Annotated in this window: 2 tRNA genes and 3 rRNA genes; all 5 read left to right on the top strand. The window is 54.0% G+C overall.

Annotated elements, in window-relative coordinates:
* Window positions 1-400: 400 nt before the first annotated feature.
* The 5 genes from MGEO_RS20825 to rrf all read left to right on the top strand — a co-directional run bounded on the left by MGEO_RS20825 (window position 401) and on the right by rrf (window position 5,901).
* Window positions 401-1,864 (top strand): 16S ribosomal RNA (locus tag MGEO_RS20825).
* A gap of 161 nt (window positions 1,865-2,025) precedes the next feature.
* Window positions 2,026-2,102 (top strand) — tRNA-Ile (locus MGEO_RS20820).
* Window positions 2,103-2,292: 190 nt separating this feature from the next.
* Window positions 2,293-2,368 (top strand) — tRNA-Ala (locus MGEO_RS20815).
* A 404-nt stretch (window positions 2,369-2,772) separates the two neighbouring features.
* A 23S ribosomal RNA gene (locus MGEO_RS20810) occupies window positions 2,773-5,605 on the top strand.
* Window positions 5,606-5,786: 181 nt separating this feature from the next.
* Window positions 5,787-5,901, top strand: a 5S ribosomal RNA gene (gene rrf, locus MGEO_RS20805).
* Together the 16S, 23S and 5S rRNA genes with 2 tRNA genes alongside form the textbook arrangement of a ribosomal RNA operon.
* The last annotated feature ends 45 nt before the right edge of the window (window positions 5,902-5,946 follow it).

Raw genomic sequence — 5,946 nt, 5'->3', positions numbered from 1 at the left:
TAAATACCCCTTCACCGGCGGCGCTGAGGCGCTCGGCGGTGCGCCAGACGGGGCGGTTGGTTGAGAGGCTGACGCAGACGAGGCGGATAATTCAGAGGTTATCAGGGCGGGCGCGCCGAAGAAGTTAGGGCGCACTGGTCTGGTTTTTGTCTCTGGGTTGCTCTTTGACATTGGAAATATCTGAAGAGATATGCGGGCGGTTTGGTTTGTTTCGGCGAACGGACGTCTGGATATCGCGCTCCTAGGTTTCGGCCGATGATGGAGTGTCAGCTTCACTGTCTTGTACGGTTCTTCGGTACCTTTGGTACTGAAGCACATACAGACAGATGACTCATCGGTCCTAGCCGGACCGATGGATGTGCAGAGGTTCGAACGTCAAGAACGTGCTTATGGTACGTTTCAACTTGAGAGTTTGATCCTGGCTCAGAACGAACGCTGGCGGCAGGCCTAACACATGCAAGTCGAGCGAGACCTTCGGGTCTAGCGGCGGACGGGTTAGTAACGCGTGGGAACGTGCCCTTTTCTACGGAATAGCCTCGGGAAACTGAGAGTAATACCGTATACGCCCTTCGGGGGAAAGATTTATCGGAGAAGGATCGGCCCGCGTTAGATTAGGTAGTTGGTGGGGTAATGGCCTACCAAGCCTACGATCTATAGCTGGTTTGAGAGGATGATCAGCAACACTGGGACTGAGACACGGCCCAGACTCCTACGGGAGGCAGCAGTGGGGAATCTTAGACAATGGGGGCAACCCTGATCTAGCCATGCCGCGTGAGTGATGAAGGCCCTAGGGTCGTAAAGCTCTTTCGCCTGTGAAGATAATGACTGTAGCAGGTAAAGAAACCCCGGCTAACTCCGTGCCAGCAGCCGCGGTAATACGGAGGGGGTTAGCGTTGTTCGGAATTACTGGGCGTAAAGCGCGCGTAGGCGGACTATTAAGTCAGGGGTGAAATCCCGGGGCTCAACCCCGGAACTGCCCTTGATACTGGTAGTCTTGAGTTCGAGAGAGGTGAGTGGAATTCCGAGTGTAGAGGTGAAATTCGTAGATATTCGGAGGAACACCAGTGGCGAAGGCGGCTCACTGGCTCGATACTGACGCTGAGGTGCGAAAGTGTGGGGAGCAAACAGGATTAGATACCCTGGTAGTCCACACCGTAAACGATGAATGCCAGACGTCGGGCAGTATACTGTTCGGTGTCACACCTAACGGATTAAGCATTCCGCCTGGGGAGTACGGTCGCAAGATTAAAACTCAAAGGAATTGACGGGGGCCCGCACAAGCGGTGGAGCATGTGGTTTAATTCGAAGCAACGCGCAGAACCTTACCAACCCTTGACATCCTGTGCTACATCCAGAGATGGATGGTTCCCTTCGGGGACGCAGTGACAGGTGCTGCATGGCTGTCGTCAGCTCGTGTCGTGAGATGTTCGGTTAAGTCCGGCAACGAGCGCAACCCACATCTTCAGTTGCCAGCAGTTCGGCTGGGCACTCTGGAGAAACTGCCCGTGATAAGCGGGAGGAAGGTGTGGATGACGTCAAGTCCTCATGGCCCTTACGGGTTGGGCTACACACGTGCTACAATGGTAGTGACAATGGGTTAATCCCAAAAAGCTATCTCAGTTCGGATTGGGGTCTGCAACTCGACCCCATGAAGTCGGAATCGCTAGTAATCGCGTAACAGCATGACGCGGTGAATACGTTCCCGGGCCTTGTACACACCGCCCGTCACACCATGGGAGTTGGGTTCACCCGAAGGCCGTGCGCCAACCTTTCGAGGGGGCAGCGGACCACGGTGAGCTCAGCGACTGGGGTGAAGTCGTAACAAGGTAGCCGTAGGGGAACCTGCGGCTGGATCACCTCCTTTCTAAGGATGATCCTGGATTTTGATGAGATGCCAACGCGCTCAAGTAGCGAAGCGGTAGCGCATCAAACATGGATCACTTAGCAGATGGCTTCTCAAGGCCATCCTATACGCCAAGCCGTCCTCATATCTCTTCAGTCAATCACAGACCTACCGGTCTGTCTGGGTCGGTAGCTCAGGTGGTTAGAGCGCACGCCTGATAAGCGTGAGGTCGGAGGTTCAAGTCCTCCTCGACCCACCACCGTTTTTTGCGAAGCAAGAAAACGGCGTGCGACAGGCGACTTTCCCTTGGAAAGTCTGCCGAGAGGCACCCGGTTCCATGCCGGGCGGTCGACCGCCAAATGCACCCAGAATTGCACCGGGTGACGCTCCCGGGACATTCCTTCGGAATGCCCTGCCGCGCACTCCCACAATTTTGTGTGCAAAATTGTGGGGCCTTAGCTCAGCTGGGAGAGCGCCTGATTTGCATTCAGGAGGTCAGGAGTTCGATCCTCCTAGGCTCCACCAATTCCAACAAGAGCCGATTGTATCAGCAAGCGCTTGAGGCAAGTGTTTGCTCGTCCAATCGGACATATCCGGTGATCCAGTATCACCGTTTGACATCGTTTAGAGAGATACAAAATCAACCATGTTTGATTGCTGCGAGTGTGCAGCGATCTCCTTTGGGTTCTTCTTCGGAAGACGGTGATGATCAGGTCTAGCCGGCTTGAGCGTCATATCCCCTTTGGAAACGAACATGAGTTGTCCAAGTCAAGTACACTAACCAGCCAGCTCTTTCGTAAGAAAAGCTGGCCGGGTTTTGAAATGCTTCGATGGCATTTTGAAACCTATAAGTCCTCGCGAAGGCGAGGGCGGGAAAAGTGACTTTTGATCGGAAAGTTCGAAACTTCGGTTTTGTTCTTTCTGGATCAAATCAAGCGCGAGAAGGGCGTTTGGTGAATGCCTAGGCAGTAAGAGGCGATGAAAGACGTGATACTCTGCGATAAGCCGTGAGGAGCTGAGAATAAGCTTTGATCCACGGATCTCTGAATGGGGCAACCCACTTGATACTCGGTTATTGTTAGCCTTCGGGTTATCAATAATTGGGTAAACCAAGTACTTATTACCTGAATACATAGGGTTTTAAGAGCGAACCCGGGGAACTGAAACATCTAAGTACCCGGAGGAAAGGACAGCAATAGCTACTCCCCTAGTAGTGGCGAGCGAACGGGGACCAGCCGAGCCTTGAGAGTGACCAGAATGTGCTGGAAAGCACAGCCATAGCGGGTGACAGCCCCGTATGGGAAGCTCGATGGGACGTATCAAGTAAGGCGGGACACGTGAAATCCTGTCTGAAGATCGGAGGACCACCTTCGAAGGCTAAGTACTCCTTACTGACCGATAGTGAACCAGTACCGTGAGGGAAAGGTGAAAAGCACCCCGACGAGGGGAGTGAAACAGTACCTGAAACCGAACGCCTACAATCAGTCGGAGCCTCCTTGCGAGGTGACGGCGTACCTTTTGTATAATGGGTCATCGACTTGGTCTATCTAGCAAGCTTAAGCCGTTAGGTGTAGGCGCAGCGAAAGCGAGTCTTAATAGGGCGCATGAGTTAGATGGATCAGACCCGAAACCGAGTGATCTAGGCATGGCCAGGTTGAAGGTTGGGTAACACCAACTGGAGGACCGAACCCACATCCGTTGAAAAGGATCGGGATGAGCTGTGCCTAGGGGTGAAAGGCCAATCAAACTCGGAGATAGCTGGTTCTCTGCGAAATCTATTTAGGTAGAGCGTCATCCGAATACCCCGGGGGGTAGAGCACTGGATGGGTAATGGGGCCCCACAGGCTTACTGATCCTAACCAAACTCCGAATACCCGGGAGTACTAGATGGCAGACACACTGCGGATGCTAACGTCCGTAGTGGAGAGGGAAACAACCCTGACCGACAGCTAAGGCCCCCAATTCATGGCTAAGTGGGAAAGCAGGTGGGACGACCAAAACAACCAGGAGGTTGGCTTAGAAGCAGCCATCCTTTAAAGATAGCGTAACAGCTCACTGGTCTAAATAAGTTGTCCTGCGGCGAAGATGTAACGGGGCTCAAGCCATGAGCCGAAGCTTCGGAGTGCGTAAGCACTGGTAGCAGAGCGTAGTGTGACATAGCACCTATCCTCTTTAGCGCCCCTCGGGGTGCCATGGAGGACAAGGTGCTTTCTGTGAAGCCGGCCTGTGAGGGATCCGGTGGAGAGATCACTAGCGAGAATGATGACATGAGTAGCGACAAAGAGTGTGAGAGACACTCTCGCCGAAAGTCCAAGGGTTCCTGCTTAAAGCTAATCTGAGCAGGGTAAGCCGGCCCCTAAGCCGAGGCCGAAAGGCGTAGGCGATGGGAACCACGTTAATATTCGTGGGCCAGATGGAAGTGACGGATCGTGAAGGTTGTTCCTCCTTATCGGATTGGAGGGGCCGCTGATCGGTTCCTGGAAATAGCTCCATCATCAGACCGTACCCTAAACCGACACAGGTGGACTGGTAGAGCATACCAAGGCGCTTGAGAGAACGATGTTGAAGGAACTCGGCAAAATACCTCCGTAAGTTCGCGAGAAGGAGGCCCGGTTCCTAGGCAACTAGGGGCTGGGGGCACAAACCAGGGGGTGGCGACTGTTTACTAAAAACACAGGGCTCTGCGAAGTCGCAAGACGACGTATAGGGTCTGACGCCTGCCCGGTGCCTGAAGGTTAAAAGGAGGGGTGAGAGCTCTGAATTGAAGCCCAGGTAAACGGCGGCCGTAACTATAACGGTCCTAAGGTAGCGAAATTCCTTGTCGGGTAAGTTCCGACCTGCACGAATGGCGTAACGACTTCCCCGCTGTCTCCAACATCGACTCAGCGAAATTGAATTGCCTGTCAAGATGCAGGCTTCCCGCGGTTAGACGGAAAGACCCCGTGCACCTTTACTACAGCTTCGCACTGGCATCAGGCACAGCATGTGCAGGATAGGTGGTGGGCTTCGAAGCAGGGACGCCAGTCTCTGTGGAGCCTCCCTTGAGATACCACCCTTGTTCTGCTTGATGTCTAACCGCGGTCCGTTATCCGGATCCGGGACCCTGCGTGGCGGGTAGTTTGACTGGGGCGGTCGCCTCCTAAAGCGTAACGGAGGCGCGCGAAGGTTGGCTCAGAGCGGTCGGAAATCGCTCGTTGAGTGCAATGGCAGAAGCCAGCCTGACTGCAAGACTGACAAGTCGAGCAGAGTCGAAAGACGGCCATAGTGATCCGGTGGTCCCAAGTGGGAGGGCCATCGCTCAACGGATAAAAGGTACGCCGGGGATAACAGGCTGATACTGCCCAAGAGTCCATATCGACGGCAGTGTTTGGCACCTCGATGTCGGCTCATCTCATCCTGGGGCTGGAGCAGGTCCCAAGGGTACGGCTGTTCGCCGTTTAAAGAGGTACGTGAGCTGGGTTTAGAACGTCGTGAGACAGTTCGGTCCCTATCTGCCGTGGGTGTAGGATACTTGAGAGGAGTTGCCCCTAGTACGAGAGGACCGGGGTGAACGATCCACTGGTGGACCTGTTGTTGCGCCAGCAGCAGTGCAGGGTAGCTATGATCGGAAAGGATAACCGCTGAAGGCATCTAAGCGGGAAGCCCCCCTCAAAACAAGGTATCCCTGAGGGCCGTGGTAGACCACCACGTCGATAGGCCGGAGGTGTAAGCGCAGCAATGCGTTCAGCTGACCGGTACTAATGGCCCGATAGGCTTGATTTGATCCAGTAAAAACGAAACCGACGCGTTACAAAAACGCATCGAAAGCGACGCAAAACACTTCGTCGCACACTGGAAACAAGATCAAAGTCACACACCAAACATGCGTACTGACCTGGACAACAATTGATTGGATCAACCGCAACGCAACCAAAAACCGCGTTGCATATCGCATCTTTCTCGGTTTGGTGGTCATAGCGTGAGCAAAACACCCGGCTCCATTCCGAACCCGGCCGTTAAGTGCCACCGCGCCAATGGTACTGCGACTCAAGTCGTGGGAGAGTAGGTCACCGCCAAACCTAGTAAGATGCTATAAAATCAAATCCAAAGCGTGTCTCTCTGAA

The sequence above is a fragment of the Marivita geojedonensis genome (genome assembly GCF_002115805.1).
Taxonomy (GTDB): Bacteria; Pseudomonadota; Alphaproteobacteria; order Rhodobacterales; family Rhodobacteraceae; genus Marivita; species Marivita geojedonensis.
This window is presented reverse-complemented; position numbering and strand designations above follow the sequence as displayed.